Annotated in this window: 14 protein-coding genes and 1 tRNA gene; 2 read left to right on the forward strand and 13 right to left on the reverse strand. The window is 70.6% G+C overall.

Annotation, left to right across the window (positions count from 1 at the left end):
* Positions 1 to 315, forward strand: a 315-nt coding sequence (locus QR77_RS16560) for a GNAT family N-acetyltransferase (RefSeq protein ID WP_040028122.1), incomplete at its 5' end; no start/stop codon positions are given.
* A gap of 232 nt (positions 316 to 547) precedes the next feature.
* On the opposite strand, the gene QR77_RS16565 is transcribed toward QR77_RS16560, so the two are convergent.
* The 13 genes from QR77_RS16565 to QR77_RS16625 form a co-directional block, all read right to left on the reverse strand.
* Complete coding sequence (locus QR77_RS16565) at positions 548 to 886, reverse strand: MerR family transcriptional regulator (protein ID WP_040022567.1); 339 nt, start codon at positions 884 to 886, stop codon at positions 548 to 550.
* Between the two features lie 688 nt (positions 887 to 1,574).
* Positions 1,575 to 1,919 carry a hypothetical protein gene (locus QR77_RS45930; RefSeq protein ID WP_150130396.1) on the reverse strand — a complete coding sequence of 115 codons (345 nt, stop codon included), beginning with the start codon at positions 1,917 to 1,919 and terminating at the stop codon, positions 1,575 to 1,577.
* A 337-nt stretch (positions 1,920 to 2,256) separates the two neighbouring features.
* Positions 2,257 to 2,330: transfer RNA gene (locus QR77_RS16575), tRNA-Thr, on the reverse strand.
* A gap of 98 nt (positions 2,331 to 2,428) precedes the next feature.
* On the reverse strand, positions 2,429 to 3,952 hold the full coding sequence (locus QR77_RS16580; protein ID WP_040022570.1) for an alpha/beta hydrolase: 1,524 nt from the start codon (positions 3,950 to 3,952) through the stop codon (positions 2,429 to 2,431).
* A 90-nt stretch (positions 3,953 to 4,042) separates the two neighbouring features.
* Positions 4,043 to 5,248, reverse strand: coding sequence for a DNA polymerase III subunit delta' (locus QR77_RS16585; RefSeq protein ID WP_040022572.1), 1,206 nt, complete (start codon positions 5,246 to 5,248; stop codon positions 4,043 to 4,045).
* A gap of 178 nt (positions 5,249 to 5,426) precedes the next feature.
* Positions 5,427 to 8,810 (reverse strand): dTMP kinase, encoded by a 3,384-nt coding sequence (gene tmk, locus QR77_RS16590; RefSeq protein WP_236710688.1) that lies wholly within the window; start codon positions 8,808 to 8,810, stop codon positions 5,427 to 5,429.
* A 224-nt stretch (positions 8,811 to 9,034) separates the two neighbouring features.
* A complete protein-coding gene (gene topA, locus QR77_RS16595) occupies positions 9,035 to 11,878 on the reverse strand; it encodes a type I DNA topoisomerase (RefSeq protein WP_040022574.1) in 2,844 nt (947 codons plus the stop codon).
* Positions 11,879 to 12,285: 407 nt separating this feature from the next.
* Positions 12,286 to 12,483: a hypothetical protein gene (locus QR77_RS16600; RefSeq protein WP_040022576.1), complete on the reverse strand. Its 198-nt coding sequence runs from the start codon at positions 12,481 to 12,483 to the stop codon at positions 12,286 to 12,288.
* Between the two features lie 169 nt (positions 12,484 to 12,652).
* Positions 12,653 to 14,191, reverse strand: coding sequence for a methyltransferase (locus QR77_RS16605; RefSeq protein WP_040022578.1), 1,539 nt, complete (start codon positions 14,189 to 14,191; stop codon positions 12,653 to 12,655).
* Between the two features lie 72 nt (positions 14,192 to 14,263).
* Positions 14,264 to 14,845, reverse strand: a complete 582-nt coding sequence (locus tag QR77_RS16610; protein WP_040028124.1) for a hypothetical protein — start codon at positions 14,843 to 14,845, stop codon at positions 14,264 to 14,266.
* A 272-nt stretch (positions 14,846 to 15,117) separates the two neighbouring features.
* Positions 15,118 to 17,514: a sodium-translocating pyrophosphatase gene (locus tag QR77_RS16615; protein WP_040022580.1), complete on the reverse strand. Its 2,397-nt coding sequence runs from the start codon at positions 17,512 to 17,514 to the stop codon at positions 15,118 to 15,120.
* Between the two features lie 270 nt (positions 17,515 to 17,784).
* Positions 17,785 to 18,246, reverse strand: coding sequence for an ATP-binding protein (locus tag QR77_RS16620; RefSeq protein ID WP_040022582.1), 462 nt, complete (start codon positions 18,244 to 18,246; stop codon positions 17,785 to 17,787).
* A 102-nt stretch (positions 18,247 to 18,348) separates the two neighbouring features.
* On the reverse strand, positions 18,349 to 18,702 hold the full coding sequence (locus QR77_RS16625) for an STAS domain-containing protein (protein ID WP_003967428.1): 354 nt from the start codon (positions 18,700 to 18,702) through the stop codon (positions 18,349 to 18,351).
* Positions 18,703 to 18,781: 79 nt separating this feature from the next.
* On the opposite strand from QR77_RS16625, the gene QR77_RS16630 reads away from it, so the two are divergent.
* Positions 18,782 to 21,355, forward strand: coding sequence for a DEAD/DEAH box helicase (locus QR77_RS16630; RefSeq protein WP_236710689.1), 2,574 nt, complete (start codon positions 18,782 to 18,784; stop codon positions 21,353 to 21,355).
* The last annotated feature ends 76 nt before the right edge of the window (positions 21,356 to 21,431 follow it).

Genomic DNA, 21,431 nt, shown 5'->3' on the forward strand with positions numbered 1-21,431 from the left:
ACGCCGCTCGGCGAGGTGATGCTGCGGCGCGCTCCCGAGGGCACAGAGATCGGCTACGCGGTCGGCCCGGCGTACCGCGGCCAGGGACTGGCCGCACGGGCGGTGCGGGTGATGGCCGCATATGCCTTCGAGCAACTGGGCGTGGGACAAGTGATCCTGGAGCTGGAGGCCGAAAACACCGCCAGCGTCGCCGTGGCCACCAAGGCGGGCTTCAGCCTGCTTGACGTGCCGTTGATCGAGGGGGAGGAGAAGGGACGGCCCTATGCCCTGCAGACGTGGGGCCTGCGGCCGACGTCGTCAGGCAGTTCAGGGTGACCATCCGCCGCTGATACCGGCGGCGTTGGGCGCTGTCGGACCGCACCCTGGGCGTGCCGGCCGGACGGGTCGTCGGCCTGGTCGGGCCGGCCCAACCGAAGCGCTCCACAGGCGACAACGAAGAAGACGACAGCCAGAGTGCGTAAGTGATCGCGTCACTTCGGGCCCGGGGCAGCATCTCGCCGACCCGGGCGCGACGAAGCTGCCGGGAAAGCCGCGGGTCTCCGCCGTCTCAGGCTGCGGCCGTCGGGTCCGATGATTCGTCGGCGCGGCGGTATTCGGCGTTGATGCGCTGGGCTTCTTCGAGCTGGTCTTCGAGGATGATGATGCGGCAGGCGGCCTCGATGGGGGTGCCCTGGTCGACGAGTTCGCGGGCGCGGGCCGCGATGCGTAGCTGGTAGCGGGAGTAGCGGCGGTGGCCGCCCTCGGAGCGGAGCGGGGTGACAAGGCGGGCCTCGCCGAGGGCGCGCAGGAAGTTGGGGGTGGTGTTGAGCATCTCGGCTGCCCGGCCCATGGTGTAGGCGGGGTAATCGTCGTCGTCGAGACGGCCGAACGAGTCGTCTGCGGTCATCTGCACCTCTCTGTGGAACGCGTGGAGGGGCCTTGGTGCCGTATGGCACCAAGGCCCCGAAGGAACTGCTACACCATCTGCCGACCCTGGAACTGCGCCGGCGTTCTGTGTCCGCAGACCCGACCAAAATGCTGTCGGGAGTGCGGGGATCGCAGTTGCTTGACCGGAGACCACCTCACTATCGATGTCCTGCGGTACCCGGGCTCAGCGATTCCGCCCGGGCGATCCTGATGGCGCTCAACTCCTCCGTTCTTCCCTCTTGATCAACTACTACCAACGGGGGACTGCGTACTGCTTGTACTACCGATACTGCGAACTGCTGGTGGCCTGTGACAGCGCCACTCATCGGCAGCCAGCCCCGTCGCCCGTCCTGCGTCTGCTCTGGCTTAGAACCCCACTGCCGATCCTCCCGGTGCGCGCGTCCGCAGCCGACGCCTTCACCGAGGTACTGCTCACTGACTTCACTGCTGGGTACTGCTGACTGCGGTCCTGCTCACGGCGGCCCCTGATCACTGCGGGCCACCCGGTCCGGTCGTCAGTCCCGTCACCGTCCTGCATCAAGCCTGGCTTCGGAACTCCACCACCGCACCGTCCTGCGCACTGCAACTGCTGTACTGCTGCCCGGCAGTTCGTCCCTGCCGGGCCTTGCTGATCTCGGCTACGAGAGAAACCATAACCACACCGCCGCTCAATGTCTACTCCGGCCGTCATAGATTTCCGCGCGTCGAACGGTGAGGTAATCGAGCCCTGTCGGGTTAAGGGGGGCGCTGGGCGGGGCAGAAGGGGCCGGATAGGCAACACCAGGCACTGACAAGCCAGGGACCAGGGTGAGCCTGATGGACACGATGTGCGTCGACGCCACGACCATCCGCTCCGCGGCCACGGTCGCCGACGCGCGCGAGACCACCCGGGCCTCCCCCGAAGCCGTCTGGCAGCCGGCCACCGGCTCGACCTCGACGCCGCGCGTCAACAGCACCGCGCTCGTCCGGGCGACGATCGCCTTGAAGTCCACGCTCTGCTCGACGTCCGCCATCTCTTCAGCCCACGGGCCGAATCTTGTCGGGACGCCACAACTCCGGTAAGTACGCCGCACGCCGGTCATCCGGGCACGCGGGTCCACCCGCCGAACACTCCAGAACACCTACCGCCTATGCCGGACCGACACGGAAGCAGGTTCCCGAAAGGGCTTCCACCGCGCGCACCGCGCGCTCCCCGGGAAGAGCCCCATGTCCTCCGCCTGCCCGGATGCGCTCCCCTCGCGCTCCCCTGGCCCTCGGGGAAACCTCACCGGCCGAGCCGGATGAACCCATCAAGCGTCAAGGAATAGCAAAAGCCCCAGGTCATGGCGAGATGTCCTGGGGCTTCCACAGAGCCGCCTTCGGGATTCGAACCCGAGACCTACGCATTACGAGTGCGTTGCTCTGGCCAACTGAGCTAAGGCGGCGCGCCGTCTGGACCCATGGTGCGGTCAGCGGCGACGCCAAGTCTACACAGTTTCGGGGGGTGGTCCGTACAGGGGCTTGGGCGGGGCTTTTGTGCAGGTCAGGTGCACTTTTTGGCCTTGGTGGGGGGTGTGCCTTCCACGAGGTACGTGTTGATCGCCGTGTCGATGCAGTCGCTGCCCCGGCCGTACGCCGTGTGGCCGTCGCCCTCGTAGGTGAGGAGGCGGCCCGAGGAGAGCTGGGCTGCCAGGGACTGGGCCCATTTGTACGGGGTCGCCGGGTCGCGGGTGGTGCCCACCACCACGATCGGGGCCGCGCCCTTGGCCTCGATGCGGTGCGGGGAGCCCGTGGCCTTGGTGGGCCAGTACGTGCAGTTCAGGGAGGCCCAGGCCAGGCCGTCGCCGAAGACCGGGGAGGCCTTTTCGAAGGACGGGAGGGCTGTCCTGACCTCGGCCGGGTCCTTGAAGGCGGGTGGGAGGTCAAGGCAGTTCACCGCGGAGTTGGCGTACATCAGGTTGGCGTACGTGCCGTCGTTCTGGCGTTCGTAGTAGGAGTCGGCGAGCGCCAGGAGAGACGCGCCGTCGCCGGCCATCGCCCTGGTGAGGGCCTCGCGGAGCTGGGGCCAGCCCGCCTCGTCGTACATGGCGGCGATCACACCGGTCGTGGCGAGCGCCTCGCCGAGTCGGCGCGGCTGGCCCGTCGGGATCGGCTTGCTGTCCAGCGAGGTGAAGAAGGCTTTCATGCGGGTGGAGACGTCAGCGACCGACTCCGTGCCGAGGGGGCAGTCCGCCTGCTTGACGCAGTCGGCGGCGAACGACTTGAAGGCCGTCTCGAAGCCCGCCGTCTGGTCGCGGTTCTGTTCGCGCGACGACAGGGACGGGTCCATCGCGCCGTCGAGGACGAGACGGCCCGTGCGCTGCGGGAAGAGGCCGGCGTAGGTGGCGCCGAGGAACGTGCCGTACGAAGCGCCCACGTACGACAGCTTCTTGTCGCCCAGGGCCTCGCGGAAGATGTCCATGTCGCGGGCCGAGTCGACGGTGGAGACATGCGGGAGGATCTTGGCCGAGCGCTGCCCGCAGCCCTGTGCGAACTTCTTGAACGCCGTCGCCAGGGCCGTGGTCTCGCCCTGGTCGTCGGGGGTCTGGTCGACCTGTGTGTACGCGTCCATCTCCTTGCCCGTGAGGCACTCGACGGGCTCGCTGCGCCCGACGCCGCGCGGGTCGATGGCCGCCATGTCGTACCGGGCGCGGACCGGGGCGGGGTAGCCGATGGCCGCGTAGCCCTGGAGGTAGTCGATGGCCGAGCCGCCGGGACCGCCCGGGTTGACGAGGAGGGAGCCGAGGCGCTTGCCGGGGCCCGTGGCCTTCTTGCGGGCGACGGCCAGGTTGATCCGGGCGCCGTCGGGCTTCGCGTAGTCCAGCGGGGCCTTCAGGGTGGCGCACTGGAAGCCGGGGACGCCGCACGCGCGCCAGTCGAGCTTCTGTCCGTAGAAGTCCTTCAGGGACGAGTCCGATCCCGAACTCGCCGACGAACCGGACGCTGTGTCCGCGCTACAGCCGGAGACGAGCAGGCCGACCGCCACGAGGGCGGAGGCGGGGATGCGGAGCAGGCGCCTGATGTCCATTTCAGGAGCCTAGCCGCCGAGGCAGGCGCGCCGCCGGGCCGACGCCCGTACGGGTGAGTCCTCATACGGGTGAGCCCCTGGCGGCGCCCCTCAGCCCGCGCGCAGCGCCACCGCCATCGACTCGACGGCGAGCAGCGGCGCCACATTGCGGTCAAGCGCCTGGCGGCAGGCGACCACCGCCTCGATCCGGCGCAGCGTACGCGCGGGGGTCGAGGCGCGGGCGATCCGGTCGACCGCGTCGCGTACGTCCTCGTTGGCGAGCGCGACCCCGGAGCCCATCTGGAGGACCAGTACGTCGCGGTAGAAGCCGGTCAGATCGGTGAGGGCGAGGTCCAGGCTGTCGCGCTGCGTACGGGTGGAGCGCCGCTTCTGACGGTCCGCCAGGTCCTTCATCGCGCCCGCGGTGCCCCGGGGCATCCGGCCCGCCGCCGAGGCGCCGAGGGCCGCCTTCATGTCCTCGGTCTCCTTGACGTCGACGTCCTCGGCGACCTGTTTCGCGTCCTCCGTCGCCGCGTCGATCAGCTCCTGGGCGGCCCTGAGGCAGCCGCCGATGTCCTCCACCCGCAGCGGCATCTTGAGCACGGTCGTACGGCGGGCGCGCGCCCGCTCGTCGGTGGCGAGGCGGCGGGCGCGGCCGATGTGTCCCTGGGTGGCGCGCGCGGCGGCGTGCGCGGCCTCGGGCTCGATGCCGTCACGCCTGATCAGGACGTCGGCGACGGCCTCCACCGGAGGGGTGCGCAGGACGAGGTGGCGGCAGCGGGAGCGGATCGTGGGCAGCACGTCCTCCAACGAGGGCGCGCAGAGCATCCACACCGTACGGGGCGCGGGCTCCTCGACGCCCTTCAGCAGAACGTTGCCCGCGCCCTCGGTGAGGCGGTCGGCGTCCTCCAGGATGTTGACCTGCCAGCGCCCGCCGGCCGGCGAGAGCCCCCCTCGGCGGATCAGCTCACGGGTCTCCTTGACGCCGATCGAGAGCAGGTCGGTGCGGATGATGTCGACGTCGGCGTGGGTGCCGATCAGGCTCGTATGACAGCCGTCGCAGAACCCGCAGCCCGGCTCCCCCCCGAGCGCCCTGTCCGGGCTCGTGCACTGGAGGGCGGCGGCGAAGGCGCGGGCCGCTGTCGAACGGCCCGAGCCCGGCGGTCCGGTGAACAGCCACGCGTGCGTCATCCTCGACGCGGCGGGCGGCTCTTTGCCCTCGGCCTCCGCCGTGACGCGCGCGTCGGCGTCACGGGCCGCGGCGGTGAGCGTCTCCCTGACACGGTCCTGCCCGACCATGTCGTCCCATACGGTCATGCGCGGTCACCCCATACGGTCATGCGCCGTCACCGCCTCCGTGCGTGGTCGCGTGGTCGCTCTTCTGTATCCGGTGTGTCCGGTCCCGTGCGGCAGGTCCCGTGCAACCGGTCCGCTCTGAGAACCATTGTGGGGCCGGTGTCTGACAACCGGCCCCACCTGCGACAACCCGCCCGCGTCAGCGGCGCCCGCCGCGCCCCCCGTTGCGGTCGTCGTCCTCGTCGTCGTGCGGGCCGAGCAGCTCGTCCGCCAGGGTCGGCAGATCGTCCAGCGGAGTCTCCTCCGCCCAGTCGGAACGGCGGCGCGGCCGGTCTCGCGCCTCACGGTCCGCCGCGTCCTCCGGGTTGATCTGCGGCAGCTCGCGGGTGCGCTCGTTCGGGCTCTCCGCGGGCGGCGTCTGCGCCGGGGGCGGCGCGGGGTCGTCCTTACGGAAGTAGTCCGCCGGGAACCGGTCCGCCGGGCGCGCGTCCCGTACGGGCGGGAGCTTGGTCGTCTCGTCCACCGAACGGTCCGGACTGCCCGTACCCGCCGAACGATCCGAAGCGTCCGAAGGATTGGGGCGATCCGGGCGATCAGAACGGTCCGAGCGATCCGCACGGTCCGGCCGTACCGCCGGCACCTCCTGCGTCACATCGTCCGGAGCCGCCAGCCGCGCCTGGTCCCGTGGCGGATGAACGACCGGCGTGGGCACGGTGATCTCGTTCGGCGAGACCCCCGCCTCCGCGGCGGCGGCAGCGGCCGCGGCCTCCGCCGCCTCCTGCTCGCGCCGCCTGGCCTCCTCGGCCCTCAGCAGCGCCGCCTCCGCCTTGCGCTCCTTCTCGCGGCGCCGCTCCTCGGCCTCCGCGCGCTCCCTGGCCTCTTCCTCGGCCTGCCTCTTGAGCCGCGCCTGCTCCGCCTCGTACGCCCGCTCCTCGGCCTCGCGACGCTTGCGCTCAGCCTCGGCCCGCACCCGCGCCTCCTCGGCGCGCTGCCTGGCCTCCTCCGCCTGCCGTTCGGCCTCGCGCTCCCGCGCCTCCTCCAGCTCGCGGCGCTTGCGCTCCTCCTCCTCGGCGCGCAGCTTGGCGAGCTGCGCCTGCCGCTCGCGCTCGAGGCGCTCCTCCTCGGCCTTGCGCGCCGCCTCCTCCTCGGCCCTGCGCCTGGCCTCCTCGACAGCGGCCCTGCGCGCCTCCTCCTGCGCGCGCACCTCCGCGTCGGAGAGCGGCAGGAGCTGGTCGAGACGGTGGCGTACGACGGTCGTGACGGACTCCGGGTCCTGGCCCGCGTCCACCACGAGGTACCGCCCGGGGTCAGCGGCGGCGAGCGTCAGGAAGCCGGACCGTACCCGCTGGTGGAACTCGGCGGGCTCCGACTCCAGCCGGTCGGGCGCCTCCGTGAAGCGCTCGCGCGCCGTCTCGGGAGAGACGTCGAGCAGCACCGTCAGATGCGGTACGAGACCGTCCGTCGCCCAGCGCGAGATACGGGCGACCTCGGTCGGCGACAGGTCGCGGCCGGCGCCCTGGTAGGCCACGGACGAGTCGATGTAACGGTCCGAGATGACAACAGCGCCGCGCTCAAGCGCGGGCCGTACCACCGAGTCGACGTGCTCGGCGCGGTCGGCCGCGTACAGCAGCGCCTCGGCGCGGTTCGACAGGCCGGCGCTCGACACGTCCAGCAGGATCGTACGCAGCCGCTTGCCGACCGGGGTGGCGCCCGGCTCGCGGGTGACGACAACCTCGTGGCCCTTGGCGCGGATCCACTCGGCGAGCGCCTCGACCTGCGTCGTCTTGCCGGCGCCGTCGCCGCCCTCTATCGCGAGGAAGAAGCCGCCCGGGGCCGGAGCCTGCGCGGGGTCGGCCCCGCCGCGCAGCGCGTCACGCAGATCGCGGCGCAGCGGCACACCCGAGCGGTCGTCGGTCTTGGCGAGGACGACGGCGGCCACCGGCAGCAGCAGCGCGCCGACCAGCATCAGGGTGAACGCGGCGCCGTCGTGGGCGAAGACGAAGTCGCCGCTGGCGAGCCGGTGCGGGCCGATGGCCGCGGCGACCAGCGGGGCGATGATCACACCGAGCGCGATGAATATCCGTACGACGGTGCCCAGGTGCTCGGTGATCCGGGCCCGGCGGAACTCCTCGGCCTCCAGATCGATGAGCGTGTGGCCCGTGTTGGCGGCGACACCGGCGCTGACGCCGGCGAGCAGCGCCAGGAACAGCACCGTCGCCGTGTCAGGGACGAGCCCCATCAGCAGCAGCGCGATGCCGGTGACGGCGACCGCGATCGAGAACAGCCGGCGGCGCGACAGCGGAGGCAGCACCTTCGCCGCTCCACGGATGCCGAGCGCGGTGCCGCCCATGAGCGCGAGCACCAGCAGGGAGAAGGCGATGGGACCGCCGCCGAGGTCCTTCGCCTGGAGTACGGAGACGGCCACGGCGGACGCGATGGCGGCCGCGACGGCCCCGCAGGCGAGGACGAGCAGCGGGACCGCGCCCGTACGGCCCTTGGCGAGGCTGCCGTCCGCGTCGGACGAGGTGCCCGCCGTCGGCCTGCGCAGGCCTTCGAGCGGCGAACGCGGCCTCGGCGTACGGCCGCCGGGAAGTTCGAGGAAGAACAGGGTCGACACGGAAGCGGCGAACATTCCCGCAGCGACATACGAACCGAGGGCCGCCTGGTGCAGCGAGAACCAGTCGATGCCCGTACCGAGCAGAGCGCCGATCAGCGTCGCGACCAGCAGGGCGGCGGCAGCGGCCGGGATGGCCAGGAACGTCGTACGCAGGGACAGCCGGCGCAGCGCTTCGAGATGGTCGGGCAGCGGGCGTACGGCGGCGCCTTCGAGCGGCGGGGGCGGCAGCAGGGCGGGGGCGGCGCTCTCCTTGGCGACCGTCCAGAACCGCTCGGCGACACCGACCACGAAGACCGTGGAGAGAAGGATCGGAAGGGCGCGGTCCGGCGTCCAGTCGAGCCAGAGCGGCGCGACGATCAGGAGCGCGAGGCGCAGGCCGTCCGAGACCATCATCGTCCAGCGGCGGTCCAGCGGACCGCCGTCACGCGACGACTTCGCCGCCTTGGCGGGCTTGGCCGCCTTGCTCGATCCGGCCGATCCGGTCGAACCCCCGTCGAGCGTGGGCCTGGTGTCGGGTGCGGGCCCGGCGTCGTCCTTGATCAGGGAGGTCCGGGAGGTTCGGGAGACTCCCGCTCCGTCCGTGGAGGACGTGGAGGGCGTGGGCCTCTTCGACCTGTCGTCACTGCCGGGCGCCATCAGTGTCGAGAGCGGTCCGAGGAGGACCGTCCCGAACAACACTGTGGCAAGGATCCGGGCACCGAACACGGCTGCGACCGCGAAGGCCGCCCCCCGGTATCCAGCACCGAACGAGCCCTCGGCGATCGCCGCCTGCAACGAAAGCAGCAGAAGTACGAGCACGGCGAGTGTGTCGCCGATGCTGCCGACGAGCTGGGCGCTCCACAACCGCCGGAGCGGGGGGATGCGCAACAGTGATCGTACGGCGCGCTCTCGTGAGTCTGCGGCAAGTGCGTCGGAGTCGGGGTCGGAGGTGGGGCTCACGACCGTTGGCTGCTCGGCTCGCGTCATCCGCCCAGCCTAGCCGGAGCCACTGACTACTCGGAGGCCCCGTCCGAACTGAGGGCCGAACAGGAGACAGCGCGTCCCGTTCGGCCCTCAGTTCGACCCATTGGTCCGGGCCGCGTACGCGTCACCGGGGGCCGTCCACCAACTACTCGGCCGTCGTCACACTCGTACGCCCGTTGTCACACTCGTACGCCGTCACACTCGCCCGTCGTCACACTCGTACGTCGTCACTCGTCCGTCTTCGAGGAGCCCGAAGCCCGCGACGCCGTCTTCTTCGCCGGAGCCTTCTTCGCCGTGGCCGACGACGACGTGGTCTTCTTCGCCGTCGTCTTCTTCGCCACGGCCTTCTTCGCGGTCGTCGCCTTCTTCGCCGGCGCCTTCTTGGCCGCCGACTTCTTCGCCGTCTTCTTGGCGGGCCCCTTGGCCCGCTTCTCGGCGAGCAGCTCGTAACCGCGCTCGGGCGTGATCTCCTCGACGCTGTCGTCCGTACGCAACGTCGCGTTCGTCTCGCCGTCCGTCACATAAGCGCCGAACCTGCCGTCCTTCACCACCACCGGGCTCCCGCTCACCGGGTCCGTACCCAGCTCCTTCAGCGGCGGCTTGGCCGCGGCCCGGCCGCGCTGCTTGGGCTGCGCGTAGATCGCCAGCGCCTCTTCGAGCGTGATGCCGAAGAGCTGGTCCTCGGTCTGGAGCGACCGCGAGTCCGTGCCCTTCTTCAGATACGGGCCGTAGCGGCCGTTCTGCGCGGTGATCTCGACGCCCTCGGCGTCCTGCCCGACCACCCTCGGCAGCGACATCAGCTTGAGGGCGTCGTCGATGGTGACCGTGTCCAGGGACATGGACTTGAAGAGGGAGGCGGTACGCGGCTTGACCGCGTTCTTGCCGGTCTTCGGAGTGTCCTCGGGGAGGACCTCGGTGACGTACGGACCGTACCGGCCGTCCTTCGCCACGATCTGATGACCGCTCACCGGGTCGAGGCCCAGCTCGAAGTCGCCACTCGGCTTGGCGAGCAGCTCCTCCGCGTACCCGACCGTCAGCTCGTCCGGTGCCATGTCCTCCGGCACATCGGCGCGCTGGTGGTTCTCCTCGTCCTTCTCGCCGCGCTCGACGTACGGGCCGTAGCGGCCGACGCGCAGCATGATGCCGTCCCCGATGGGGAAGGACGAGATCTCCCGGGCGTCGATCGCGCCGAGGTCCGTGACCAGTTCCTTGAGACCGCCGAGGTGGTCGCCGTCGCCGTTGCCCGCGCCGGAGGCGGCGCCCGCGTCGTCGCCGCCCTCACCGAAGTAGAAGCGCTTCAGCCACGGTACGGAGTGCGCCTCGCCCCGCGCGATGCGGTCGAGGTCGTCCTCCATCCGCGCGGTGAAGTCGTAGTCGACGAGCCTGCCGAAGTGCGTCTCCAGCAGATTGACCACGGCGAACGAGAGGAAGGACGGGACGAGCGCCGTGCCCTTCTTGAAGACATAGCCGCGGTCGAGGATGGTGCCGATGATCGAGGCGTACGTGGACGGGCGGCCGATCTCGCGCTCTTCCAGCTCCTTGACCAGCGAGGCCTCGGTGTAGCGGGCCGGCGGCTTGGTGGCGTGGCCGTCGACCGACACCTCCTCGGCGGAGAGCGCGTCGCCCTCGGCGACCTGCGGCAGCCTGCGCTCGCGGTCGTCCAGCTCGGCGTTCGGGTCGTCGGCGCCTTCGACGTACGCCTTCATGAAGCCGTGGAAGGTGATCGTCTTGCCGGACGCGGAGAACTCGGCGTCCCGGCCGTCGGCGGACCTGCCGCCGATCTTGACGGTGACGCTGTTGCCGACCGCGTCCTTCATCTGGGAGGCGACGGTCCGCTTCCAGATCAGCTCGTACAGCCGGAACTGGTCGCCGCGCAGCCCGGTCTCCGCCGGGGTGCGGAAGCGGTCGCCGGAGGGGCGGATCGCCTCGTGCGCCTCCTGCGCGTTCTTGACCTTGCCGGCGTACGTGCGCGGCTTGTCCGGCAGGTAGCTCGCCCCGTACAACTGCGTGACCTGCGCCCTCGCCGCCGAGATGGCGGTGTCGGAGAGGGTGGTCGAGTCGGTACGCATGTAGGTGATGAAGCCGTTCTCGTACAGCTTCTGCGCGACCTGCATCGTCGACTTCGCGCCGAAGCCCAGCTTGCGCGAGGCCTCCTGCTGGAGCGTCGTCGTACGGAAGGGCGCGTACGGGGAGCGGCGGTACGGCTTGGACTCGACCGACCGGACGGCGAAGGACGAGTTCTCCAGCGCGGCGGCGAGCGCTCGCGCGTTCTCCTCGTCCAGGTGCAGCACCTGGTCGGACTTGAGCCGGCCGTCCGAGCCGAAGTCGCGGCCCTGCGCCACGCGCCGGCCGTCGACGGAGCTCAGCCGGGCGATCAGGGAGGACGGGTCGGAGGCGTCACCGGCGCGGCCGGTGGAGAAGGTGCCGGTCAGGTCCCAGTACTCGGCGGAGCTGAACGCGATGCGCTCGCGCTCGCGCTCGACGACCAGGCGGGTGGCGACGGACTGGACGCGGCCCGCCGACAGGCCGCGCATGACCTTCTTCCAGAGGACGGGCGAGACCTCGTAGCCGTAGAGGCGGTCGAGGATCCGGCGGGTCTCCTGGGCGTCGACCATGCGCGTGTTCAGCTCGCGCGGGTTGGCGACGGCGGCGCGGATCGCGTCCTTGGTGATCTCGTGGAAGACCATCCGGTGGACGGGGACCTTGGGCTTGAGTACTTCCTGGAGGTGCCACGCGATGGCTTCGCCCTCGCGGTCCTCATCTGTGGCGAGGTAGAGCTCGTCGGATTCGGCCAGCAGCTCCTTGAGCTTCCTGACCTGCGACTTCTTGTCGGCGTTGACGACGTAGATCGGCGCGAAGTCGTTCTCCACGTCCACGCCGAGGCGGCGCACCTCGCCGGTGTACTTCTCGGGTACCTCGGCGGCGCCGTTCGGGAGGTCGCGGATGTGCCCGACGCTCGCCTCGACGACGTAGCCGGGGCCGAGGTAGCCCTTGATCGTCTTCGCCTTGGCAGGCGACTCGACGATGACGAGTCGGCGGCCGCCGTGTGCGGCTTCGCTTGTCGGGGACAACTTCGCTCTTCTCTCCGGTCGACGCTTGGTGGCCCGTCCGGCAGTACGCCAGTACGGCGGCAACGTCGTGTCGCTGGGCTTGGCGCGACTGGGCGCGGCCTCGCTTCGACGCTGCTTCGCTGCGGAGTGTGACGGTACAACCCGCCCCCGTGTCAAACGGCAAAAGCCCGCAACAGCCACTCGAACCGTAACCCGACTCCGGACATTCGTGCCGACCGGACCCGGTTGTCCGCCGGTCGTCCGCCGCGCCGGCGACCCGGAAGCGGTCGTTCCGCAGGGGGGTGGGTGACGGTCGTACGGAGGGGGGTGGCGCGGCATCCGGTGCAGGTCCGGCGGCCTTCCGGCACCCGGCGGGTGCCCGCGCGGCGCCCCGCGGCGGGTTCCGGTCCGGCGTCAGGAAACCCGGCTCAGATACGGCTGAAGCACCACACGCCGAGGGCCAGAAAGACCACGCCCGAGAGTGTCGCGACAGTGACGGACGCCGCAGGGCGCACCCCGTGCGCCACCGGCTCGCCGTGCAGGACGCGGGTCGCCGTCCACAGCAGCAGCCCGGCACCGAACAGCGCGAAGGCCGCTCCCGCGAAGATCGCCGGTCCGCTCTCCATCTCCGTACACCCCGCCCTGTCCTGACCCTGTCCTGTTGGTCGCAGGGTCCTGTGGTCGCAGGAGGCAGAGGCTGGCACCCCGGGGCGTCAGGTGTGCGAATTCGGGGTGAACGGCGGGCGCGGATTCCCACGCCCGCTCCCTCGCGCCGTCACGCGGCCACCGCAGGGCTCACTCCAGGATCGTTTCGGGGTCGGCCGGGGCGGCCGGGGTCGCGACCGGCTCCAGGAAGCCCTCCTCCACCAGCAGCCGGATCGACTGCGGCGTACGGTCCCGGAGCAGCACCGCGTCCTCCCCGACGAGCTGCGCGATCGCGTCCAGGATCCGGCCCGCGCTCAGCGTCCCGTCGCAGACCCCGGCGAAGCCCGCACCGACCGTGTCGACCTCGGTGGCCCGCCGCATGCCCCGGTGCTGGCGGAGCACCACATGCTCGGGGTCCTCGGCGCCGGGCAGCCCGACCTGCTCCTGCACCACTTCCGGCGCCAGTACGAAGTGGCCGGCGAGCAGCGCGGCGTCGTCATGCGTCCGCAAATAGTCCTGGCGTTCGAAGTGCGCCCGTACGGTGTCCCCGAGCGGCTGCTCCACGGGGTGCGGCCACTCCTCCACCACGATCGACGGCTGCTCGGCGCCCGATTTCCGGAGCGTGATCCAGCCAAAGCCGACCGCCTTGGTCTTACGGGCCTCGAACTCGTCGAGCCACGCGTCGTACGCCGCCGCGTACGCCTCCGGATCGCCGCGGTGGTCCCCGCTGTCGCGCAGCCACAGCTCCGCGTACTGCGTCACGTCCTGGACCTCGCGCTGCACGATCCACGCGTCGCAGCCGGCCGGGACCCAGGAGCGCAGCCGGTCCTGCCACTCCTCGGACTCCACGTGCTGCCAGTTGGCGAGGAAGTGCGCGTACCCGCCGTCGGCCAGCCGCTCCCCCGCCTGCTGGACGAGCGTGCGGCACAGCTCGTCCCCGCCCATGCCGCCGTCCCGGTAGGTGAGCCGGGAGCTGGGCGAGATGACGAACGGCGGGTTGGAGACGATCAGGTCGTACGTCTCGCCGGCGACCGGTTCGTACAGCGAGCCCTCGCGCAGGTCGGCGGCGGGCGCGCCGGAGAGCGCCAGGGTCAGCCGCGCGAAGCCGAGGGCGCGCGGGTTGAGGTCGGTCGCGCTCACGCGGGTGGCGTACTGGGACGCGTGCAGCGCCTGGATCCCTGAGCCGGTGCCGAGGTCGAGGGCCGTCTCGACGGGGGTCCGTACGGTCAGTCCGGCGAGGGTCGTCGAAGCGCCGCCGACCCCGAGCACCACGCCCTCGTCGTGCCCGCTGGCACCGCTCGCCCCGCCGACGGAGCAGCCCAGGTCGGAGACGATGAACCAGTCCTGGCCCTCGGGCCCGCCGTACGGACGGACATCGACGGCGGCGCTGATCCCGCCGGCCCCGTCCCGTACGACCCAGCCGTCGGCCAGCACCTCGTCCAGCGGCAGTGCGGTACCCACCCGCTCCTCGGGCACGGACCGCTGGAGCAGGAAGAGCCGTACGAGCGATTCGAGCGGGGAGTCACCACGGGTGGCACGCAGAGCGGGCACGGTCTCGCTGCGGGCCAGCGCGGCGTAGGCGGAGGCGCCGAGGAGGTCGAGCAGGCCGTCGGCGGTGAAGTCGGCGGCGAGCAGGGCAGCACGGAGTCGGGGCGAGTGGTCGGGCGCGGGAAGGCTGGTCGTACTCACGGCACCATTGTGGGGGCTGCCACTGACAACGGCCCGTACCCCCGTGCGGGGAGCGCGGGCCGTGCGCGCGGGTTACGCCGTCGGGGAGGCCGATCCCGTTCCGGCCGACGGCTGCGGGGGCCGGCAGCCGGCCTGGTCGGCCGTCGCCTTCTCGACCGCGCCGGTCTGGAGCTTGGCCAGCACCCGGTCGGCGCTCTGGCCGTCGGTCAGCATCTTCCCCGAGAGGTCGAACAGATTGTCGGCGAACTTCCCCTGGTCCTTGGTGTCGAACCCCTCGACCGTCTTCCTGAGGTCGGCGTAGGACGCCGAGGTGGACTTGAGTTCGCTGACGAGCTGCTTCTGCTTCTTCCCGCCCTCGTCGGAGGGCGGCGGGCCCGCCTGCTCCACGGCCGTCGCCAGCGCGCCGAACGCGTCCGAGGTGGACTGGAAGGCGGCCAGATCCGTGTTGCGGACGTCGGCCGGCTTGTCCTTCTCCGAGGACAGGCTCTTCATCGAGGCGTTGGCGGCGTCGATCTTCTTACGCTGCGGCTGGACCTTGTCGCAGACCTGTTTGGCCCAGGCGTTCGCCTTGCTCTCGCCGTCATCGCTACAGGCGGACAGCGTGACGACCAGCACCGCAGCGCCTGACAGCGCGGCTGCGAGTTTCTTGTTCACCGGTTCGGTCCCTTCCAAGGCTCTCGGCCCCGGAACATACACGCCGGGCGGGTCACGGCCACACACCGGACGTCCGGTACATCCGGGCTTGCGACCATTCGCACCAAGGGAGAGACACCTCACGCTCCGGGGCGCGCACGCCCGGCGCGCCGGGCGGCGCGGGGGCGGCAGGCGGGCGGACGGGACGTCAGGAAACATCGGCCGTCCGCCCTTTGACCGTCCTGGTCAGGGGTTACGCAGTATTACGAGGTGGCGCGCCGGTTCACGCCGGTTCACGCGGTGGTGACCGGGTCGGGGGTCCCCGCCGTACCTCCGGCGGAGCCGCCTCCGTCGTCCACGGTGACGGAGCGCCGTTTGGAGATGTAGACGGCTCCGACGATGACGACGATGGCGAGGGTCGCCACCACCGCGCGAACGCCGGCGCTGGCGTCGTCCCCGTAACTGAACTGCACGACCGCGGGTGCGATCAGCAGTGCCACCAGGTTCATCACCTTCAGCAGCGGGTTGATGGCGGGGCCCGCCGTGTCCTTGAACGGGTCGCCGACCGTGTCCCCGATCACCGTCGCCGCGTGCGCCTCGCTGCCCTTCCCGCCGTGGTGACCGTCCTCGACGAGCTTTTTGGCGTTGTCCCAGGCGCCGCCGGAGTTGGCCAGGAACACGGCCATGAGGGTGCCGGTGCCGATCGCCCCGGCGAGGAACGAGCCGAGCGCCCCGACGCCGAGCGAGAAGCCCACGGCTATCGGGGTGAGGACGGCGAGCAGACCCGGCGTCGTCAGCTCGCGCAACGCGTCCTTGGTACAGATGTCGACGACTCGTCCGTACTCGGGCTGTTCGGTGTAGTCCATGATCCCGGGGTGCTCGCGGAACTGCCGCCGCACCTCGTAGACCACCGAACCGGCCGACCGCGACACCGCGTTGATCGCCAGCCCGGAGAACAGGAAGACGACGGCGGCGCCGAGGATCAGCCCGACCAGATTGTTGGGCTGGGAGATGTCCAGACTGAGAGTCATCTCACCCGCCTTGGCCCCCACGTCGGCCACGGCGGTGGCGATCGCGTCGCGGTACGAACCGAAGAGCGCGGCCGCGGCGAGTACGGCCGTCGCGATGGCGATGCCCTTCGTGATCGCCTTCGTGGTGTTGCCGACGGCGTCGAGGTCGGTGAGCACCTGGGCACCGGCGCCCTGGACGTCGCCGGACATCTCGGCGATGCCCTGCGCGTTGTCGGAGACCGGGCCGAAGGTGTCCATGGCGACGATGACGCCCACGGTGGTGAGCAGTCCGGTGCCCGCGAGGGCCACAGCGAACAGGGCGAGCATGATCGACGTACCGCCGAGCAGGAACGCCCCGTACACCGCGAGGCCGATCAGCAACGCCGTGTAGACCGCCGACTCCAGGCCGATGGCGATCCCGGTGAGTACGACGGTCGCCGCGCCGGTCAGGGACGACTTGCCGATGTCCCTGACGGGCCGCCGGGTGGTCTCGGTGAAGTAGCCGGTGAGCTGCTGGATCAGGGCGGCCAGCACGATGCCGATGGCGACGGCGACCAGCGCGAGGACCCGGGGGTCGCCGCTGTGGGTGAGGATCGACCGCTCGGTGACGCCGTCGAGATCGGCGTACGAGGACGGCAGGTAGACGAAGACCGCGACGGCGACCAGCACCAGCGAGATCACCGCCGAGATGAAGAATCCCCGGTTGATGGCGCTCATTCCGCTGCGGTCCCTGCGGCGCGGGGCGACCGCGAAGATGCCGATCATCGCGGTGATCACGCCGATCGCCGGGACGATCAGCGGGAAGGCTAGGCCGGAGTCGCCGAAGGCCGCCTTGCCGAGGATGAGGGCGGCGACGAGCGTCACGGCGTACGACTCGAACAGGTCGGCGGCCATGCCGGCGCAGTCCCCGACGTTGTCGCCCACGTTGTCGGCGATGGTGGCCGCGTTACGGGGGTCGTCCTCGGGGATGCCCTTCTCGACCTTTCCGACCAGGTCCGCGCCGACGTCGGCGGCCTTGGTGAAGATCCCGCCGCCGACCCGCATGAACATCGCGATCAGGGCGGCCCCCAGGCCGAAGCCCTCCAGCACCTTGGGCGCGTCGGCCGCGTAGACGAGGACCACGCAGGAGGCACCGAGCAGGCCGAGGCCCACCGTGAACATTCCGACCACGCCGCCCGTACGGAATGCGATCTTCATCGCTCTGTGCGAAACAGCCGTCAGGTCTTTCTCAGGACCGCCTTCCGCGGGGGTCGCCTCACGTGCGGCCGCGGCCACCCGTACATTGCTGCGTACGGCGAGGCGCATACCGATGTATCCGGTGCCCGCCGAGAAAAGCGCGCCCACCAGGAAAAACACGGAACGGCCCGCACGTCCCGACCAGTCGTCGGCCGGAAGCAGCAACAGCAGGAAAAAGACCACGCCGGCAAAGATCCCGAGAGTGCGCAACTGCCGGGAGAGATAGGCATTCGCGCCTTCTTGTACAGCCGCCGCGATCTTCTTCATGGACTCGGTGCCCTCGTCGGCCGACAGCACCTGGCGCACCAGGACCAGGGCCAGCAACAGCGCCGCCAGCGCGACGACCGCGACAACGATCACGATGACGCGATTGTCATTCGTGAGCACCGCGGCTGCGAGAGAAATGGGGTGTTCGGACAGTTGTGGTTGGAGTTGCCCCGCCATTCGTCCTCCTTGACGCTCAGCGTTCAAGATGGACGGATTGTAGGGAGCATCAGACGATCAAAACAGGGGTGCGCAACACAACAATTGACCTTGGCTGGAAAACAAAAAGCAAGAGGGGCCCCGCCGTGTGGGGCCCCTCTTACCGAATGGATCAAGAATTCACAGCCGCTTTATGATCACGGATAAGATCACGGCATAAGATCACGCATACAGGCGAGTGTGATCAGAAGTGCTTACCGCGACGATCACGGCAGTGGTTGTGGTGGCCGATCACGGCAGCACGACGGCGGGGGTGGTCGGCCAGGTCATCCGGATGACGCCGCCGTCCTCGTTCGAGAGGACTTCGACATCGTCGACGAGCCCGCTGATCACCGCGAGGCCCATCTCGTCCTCACCGTCGGCGTCGGTATCGGCGTCAGGCTGATCGCCGGAGGACGCACCGTCGCGCTCTTGCGCTTCGGCGCCCGCTCCACCGCCTGCGGGAGGCACCTCGTCGCCGACCTCGATGGAGAAACTCTTCTCCTCCTCGGTGAGCACGACTTTGACCGGTGCGGTGATGCCATGACTGCGATGCAGCCCGACCGCACGGCTGCATGCCTCACCGACCGCGAGTCTGACCTCGTCCAACACAGCTTCATCGACCCCGGCCCTGCGTGCCACGGCGGCCGCCACCAGACGGGCCGTCCTGACATGTTCAGGCTGAGCGCTGAAGCGGAGTTCAACGGTGGCCATGCGATCCCCCTCGGACGTACGAGCATGGAAACTCAAGGGACGCGGGCACCCGGGCAGGACGCCCGGTGCCTCCGCCCTTCCTCCGGAAGCCTGCGACCGACCTCAGTCGGTGGCCGCCACGGCTTCGTCGACCGTGGTGTGGATCGGGAACACCTTGGTCAGACCGGTGATCCGGAAGATCTTGAGAATGCGCTCCTGGTTGCAGACCAGGCGCAGCGAGCCCTCGTGGGCACGCACCCGCTTCAGGCCACCCACCAGGACGCCCAGGCCGGTCGAGTCGAGGAAGTCCACGCCTTCCATGTCGACAACCAGGTGATAGCTGCCGTCATTCACCAACTCGACCAACTGCTCGCGCAGCTTGGGCGCGGTATACACATCAATCTCGCCACCGACCTCGACGACCGTACGGTCGCCACCAGGGCCGGACACATTGCGAGTCGACAGAGACAGGTCCACGGATCCTCCAGCACCTTGCTATCGAGCGGTCGCCCCTCGGGTCTCCCCGACGGAGCCAGGGGACGTATCGCCAGCCGCCATGGCATTCAATCACTTACAGGTGGCCACGCACGACGCCTTGGGGCCATTGTCCGTCATGCCAGTGACACACTCGATGCCGATGGCCAAGAATCACCGCCCCAGTGGACCCCCCGAGAGCGGGGACAACCGCCCCTCCCCCGGTACGGTCCTCGACCGGCTCGCCGCAGGGGCGGGCCGTGCTGCGCGCATCACCCATACGGAGCACTTGCCCCCGCGCGCCGGTCGTCATGCAGTCTGGCCCGATCGCATCCGCGCCGAAGTGATCAACGCCATCCAGCAGGCCGGGATCGACCATCCGTGGGCCCACCAGGCGGCCGCCGCCGAACACGCGCTGGACGGCGAATCCGTCGTCATCGCCACCGGCACCGCTTCCGGCAAGTCCCTCGCCTACCTCGCGCCCGTGCTCTCCGCCCTCCTCGACGGCTCCGAAGCCCCGAACGGACGGGGCGCGACCGCCCTCTACCTCGCCCCCACCAAGGCCCTCGCCGCCGACCAGCGCCGCTCGGTCAAAGAACTCGCCGGGCCGCTCGGCAACGCCGTACGACCCGCCGTCTACGACGGCGACACACCGGTCGAGGAGCGCGAGTGGGTCCGTCAGTACGCGAATTACGTACTGACCAATCCGGACATGCTGCACCAGGGGATACTCCCGTCCCACCCCCGCTGGTCCTCCTTCCTGCGCGCGCTGCGCTATGTCGTCATCGACGAGTGCCACACGTATCGCGGCGTCTTCGGCTCGCACGTCGCCCAGGTGCTGCGCCGACTGCGCCGGATATGCGCCCGCTACGGCGCGAACCCGGTCTTCCTCCTCGCCTCGGCGACCGCGGCGAGACCGGCCCTCGCAGCGGGACGCCTCACCGGCCTGCCGGTACGGGAGATCGCCGACGACGCCTCACCGCGCGGCGAACTGGTCTTCGCCCTCTGGGAGCCGCCGCTCACCGAGCTGCACGGCGAGAAGGGCGCCCCCGTCCGCCGCTCGGCCACCGCCGAGACCGCCGACCTGCTGACCGACCTGACCGTCCAGGGCGTCCGTACGGTCGCCTTCGTACGCTCCCGCCGCGGCGCCGAACTCATCTCCGTGATCGCCAAGGAACGCCTGGCCGAGGTGGACCGCTCCCTGCCGCACCGGGTCGCCGCCTACCGGGGCGGCTATCTCCCCGAGGAGCGCCGCGCCCTGGAGCGGGCCCTGCACTCCGGCGAGCTTCTCGGCCTCGCCGCGACCACCGCCCTGGAGCTGGGCATCGACGTCTCGGGCCTGGACGCCGTCCTGATCGCCGGCTACCCCGGCACCCGCGCCTCCCTCTGGCAGCAGGCCGGCCGGGCGGGGCGCTCGGGCCATGGCGCGCTCGCCGTCCTGATCGCCAGGGACGACCCGCTGGACACCTTCCTCGTCCACCACCCGGAGGCGCTGTTCCAGCAGCCCGTCGAGTCGACCGTCCTCGACCCGGACAACCCGTACGTCCTCGCCCCCCATCTGTGCGCCGCCGCAGCGGAACTCCCCCTCACCGAATCCGATCTGGCGCTCTTCGGCCCCGCCGTACCCGACCTGCTCCCGCAACTGGAGAAAGCCGGCCTGCTGCGGCGCCGCTCCTCCGGCTGGTACTGGACCCGCCGCGAGCGCGCCGCCGATCTCGCGGACATCCGGGGCGAGGGCGGCAGGCCCGTCCAGATCGTCGAGGCTGCGACCGGACGGCTGCTGGGCACCGTCGACGAAGCGGCCTCCCACACCGCCGTCCACGAGGGCGCCGTCCACCTCCACCAGGGCCGGACCTACCTGGTCCGGAAGCTGGACCTGACGGACTCGGTCGCGCTCGTGGAGGAGGCGGGCCCGCCGTACTCCACCACCGCCCGTGACACCACCGCCATCTCCGTGCTGGAGACCGACACCGAGATCCCCTGGGGCGAGGGCCGCCTCTGCTACGGCTCCGTCGAGGTCACCAACCAGGTCGTCTCCTTCCTGCGCCGCAGGCTCATCACCGGCGAGGTGCTCGGTGAGACCAAACTCGATCTGCCGCCGAGGACGCTGCGCACCCGCGCCGTGTGGTGGACGGTCACCGAGAGCCAGCTCGACGCGGCCCGGGTCAATCCCGAGCAGTTGGGCGGCGCCCTGCACGCCGCTGAGCACGCCTCCATCGGGATGCTCCCGCTCTTCGCCACCTGCGACCGCTGGGACATCGGCGGCGTGTCCGTACCGCTTCATCCGGACACCCTGCTGCCGACTGTCTTCGTGTACGACGGCCACCCCGGCGGCGCCGGATTCGCCGAACGTGCCTTCCAGACGGCCCGCGAGTGGCTCGCCGCCACCCGCGAGGCGATCGCCTCCTGCGAATGCGAGGCGGGCTGCCCCTCCTGCATCCAGTCGCCGAAGTGCGGCAACGGCAACGAGCCCTTGCACAAGCGAGGCGCCGTACGGCTGCTCGCCGAGCTGCTCAGGGGCGCGCCGGGGGAGACGGAGCCGGTATCGGAGATCCCGGCGCAGCCAGGCCCGGAGCAGACGGACCCGGAGCGGGCGGACCCGGCACAGGCGGACCCGGCCGAGCCGGCGGCAGCGGCGGCCCCGCCCGTGCTCTGACGGCCGGCGTGTACGGCCCGAAGCGCGCTCGGGCCGTGACGTCGGCGACCTCCCCGCTCAGCGCGCAGCGCGCCAC

This window comes from Streptomyces sp. 150FB, from assembly GCF_000818195.1.
Lineage (GTDB): Bacteria > Actinomycetota > Actinomycetes > Streptomycetales > Streptomycetaceae > Streptomyces.

Coding starts and splice junctions, on each gene's coding strand:
- QR77_RS16565 (WP_040022567.1), bottom strand. CDS start 886: ATGACCGCAGACGACTCGTTCGGCCGTCTCGACGACGACGATTACCCC.
- QR77_RS45930 (WP_150130396.1), bottom strand. CDS start 1,919: ATGGCGGACGTCGAGCAGAGCGTGGACTTCAAGGCGATCGTCGCCCGG.
- QR77_RS16580 (WP_040022570.1), bottom strand. CDS start 3,952: ATGGACATCAGGCGCCTGCTCCGCATCCCCGCCTCCGCCCTCGTGGCG.
- QR77_RS16585 (WP_040022572.1), bottom strand. CDS start 5,248: ATGACCGTATGGGACGACATGGTCGGGCAGGACCGTGTCAGGGAGACG.
- tmk (WP_236710688.1), bottom strand. CDS start 8,810: ATGACGCGAGCCGAGCAGCCAACGGTCGTGAGCCCCACCTCCGACCCC.
- QR77_RS16600 (WP_040022576.1), bottom strand. CDS start 12,483: ATGGAGAGCGGACCGGCGATCTTCGCGGGAGCGGCCTTCGCGCTGTTC.
- QR77_RS16615 (WP_040022580.1), bottom strand. CDS start 17,514: ATGGCGGGGCAACTCCAACCACAACTGTCCGAACACCCCATTTCTCTC.
- QR77_RS16620 (WP_040022582.1), bottom strand. CDS start 18,246: ATGGCCACCGTTGAACTCCGCTTCAGCGCTCAGCCTGAACATGTCAGG.
- QR77_RS16630 (WP_236710689.1), top strand. CDS start 18,782: ATGGCATTCAATCACTTACAGGTGGCCACGCACGACGCCTTGGGGCCA.